The sequence below is a fragment of the Saccharopolyspora terrae genome (assembly GCF_004348435.1).
GTDB lineage: Bacteria > Actinomycetota > Actinomycetes > Mycobacteriales > Pseudonocardiaceae > Saccharopolyspora > Saccharopolyspora endophytica.
Window position 1 is genome coordinate 1 of record NZ_SMKS01000137.1, and the last position, 1,894, is coordinate 1,894.

1 protein-coding gene and 1 pseudogene are annotated in these 1,894 nt (G+C 66.7%); both read right to left on the reverse strand.

The features are described 5' to 3' along the window. Positions 1-129 precede the first annotated feature (129 nt). Positions 130-1,053 (reverse strand): MerR family transcriptional regulator, encoded by a 924-nt coding sequence (locus E1181_RS31010; protein ID WP_132679961.1) that lies wholly within the window; start codon positions 1,051-1,053, stop codon positions 130-132. A 602-nt stretch (positions 1,054-1,655) separates the two neighbouring features. After that, positions 1,656-1,894: pseudogene (locus tag E1181_RS31020) on the reverse strand (hypothetical protein); the annotation flags it as partial.

The window sequence follows — 1,894 nt, forward strand, 5'->3', positions numbered from 1 at the left end:
GACCGCGCCAGCGGAGCGAACACCTCCGCCGCGAACTCCTCCAACCGGCCACGCACCCGAGCGAGATCACCCTGCTTCACAAAACAAGATCATCCCACACCAAGATCCACACCTAACAAAGCACTACACCTAGGCCGTGTTCTGGGTAGCGGGTGAGTCTTGGGCGGATAGCTCTACGGCCAGTTCCATACAGCGCAGGCGGGCTGGGGAGAAGTCGTAGGGCATCTTGCCGATGGCTTCGAGCGCGCTCATGGAGTCAGCCCCCCGCCTGCCAGAGCTGAGGTCGGTCTCGTCCTCGCCGTCATCGGCGGTAGCAGAGTGCAGAGTGTCCCAGGCGTCGTAGAGGGCATCGTCGTCCTTGTCCAGGCCGGACTCCTCGATGACGGCGTGCAGGGCGCTTTCGAAGGCGTGCCGCTCGGCGGCCACTTGAGCCACCCGTGGATCATCGACGGCGACGCTGTCATCGAGTGCCTCCTCGGCGTCATCGATGCGGTCGGACTCCTCCCGCAGAGTGGGATGCGTGGCCAGGACGACGAAGCGGGTGGCCTGGATGGCCGCGGCGAGCGGGCCGAAGATCCGCTCAGTGACCAGCAGACTGTCCAGGTCCGCCTGACGCAGGGAGTCCTCGGGCAGGTTCTTGAGGCGTTCGGTGACGAAGTCGGAGAGCAGGCCCATCCGGCTGCCTTCGGTGCGCATCCGCTGCACGGCGGTCCGTTGCCGCCGCAATTCCGCCTCCTGCTCGGCGAGGGTTTCCTCCAGCCGCTCCAGGATGCCCGCGATACCGTCTCCGCTGTCCGCACCGGCGGAAGCCATGCCGGTGGTAAAGGCGTCACGGATGTCGTCCAGGGCGATCCCGGCGTTGGCCATCTTGCGAATCCACAGCAGGCGGATCATGTCCCCGTACCCGTAGCGGCGGCGGTCATCACCGCCCCGCTCAGGCTCGGGGAGCAGCCCGATCTCGTGGTAATGGCGAATCGCCCGTGGCGTGCTGCCGGCGAAGGCCGCCGCGTCACCGATCTTGACCTGGCGGGGTGGCATGAAAGACGAATGCATGAGCAGGGACCTTTTCTCAAGGGATCGGGACGTAAGTCCACTGGACCACATGCCGCTACGGAAGGTGCAACCCTGGACACACCGCCCCGCGCCAATGCCAGTAAATGTGCTCTTCCTCCGTGATGACCGCAGGGCCGTCGTTTCCTGCTGGAGCATCCGCACAAGTCACTGATGAATCGCCGTGACCTGAACCGTTGCCTCGAACCGAACCGCGAGTTGGTCAAACCGGGTGCCACGGCCCGGTGCTGCTTGAGACGGCTGACCCCGCATTCGACCGCGTGCCGGGCCTTGCAGTCCTCGCGGTTGCAGAAGGACGGACGGCCACCGCCACGTCCGCGGCGCCTGCGGTTGCGCCGCCGGCCCGCTACCACCGCTATCTGCCGGACTGCGTCATGCTGGTCAGCCATGAGGGTCTTCGGAGAGGAGACTCTCGGCACCGCGTGGCGGCGCCTGCGGTGGGGCCACCGGTACTGATCGGCGTCACGAATCCTGGTTGCTCCAGGCTCAGGCAAGCGATGCATGGCCGGTGAGCTCGCGGAGCGGTTCAACCAGTACCACCTGATCGACGGCGGGGTCTGGGCCGTCGACCAGGTGGTACCGACCTATCGGGGGGAGGGCAGGTCGGTCAGGTAGCTTGCCCTGATCGTGGGGCCGACCACGGTCGACTTCACCCGTTCTTCTCCGGTGATCCGCTTGGACAGGTATCCGCGGACCAGGTCCTTGGCCTCGGCCAGCATGGCCTGGTCGCCGTGGGGATCGCGCCGGAACGCCAGGTGCAGCACGGCGTCCGCGGCTTCGACGGCCACGGTCAGCGGCAGGGCGAGGTCGGCCGGGTCGAGCT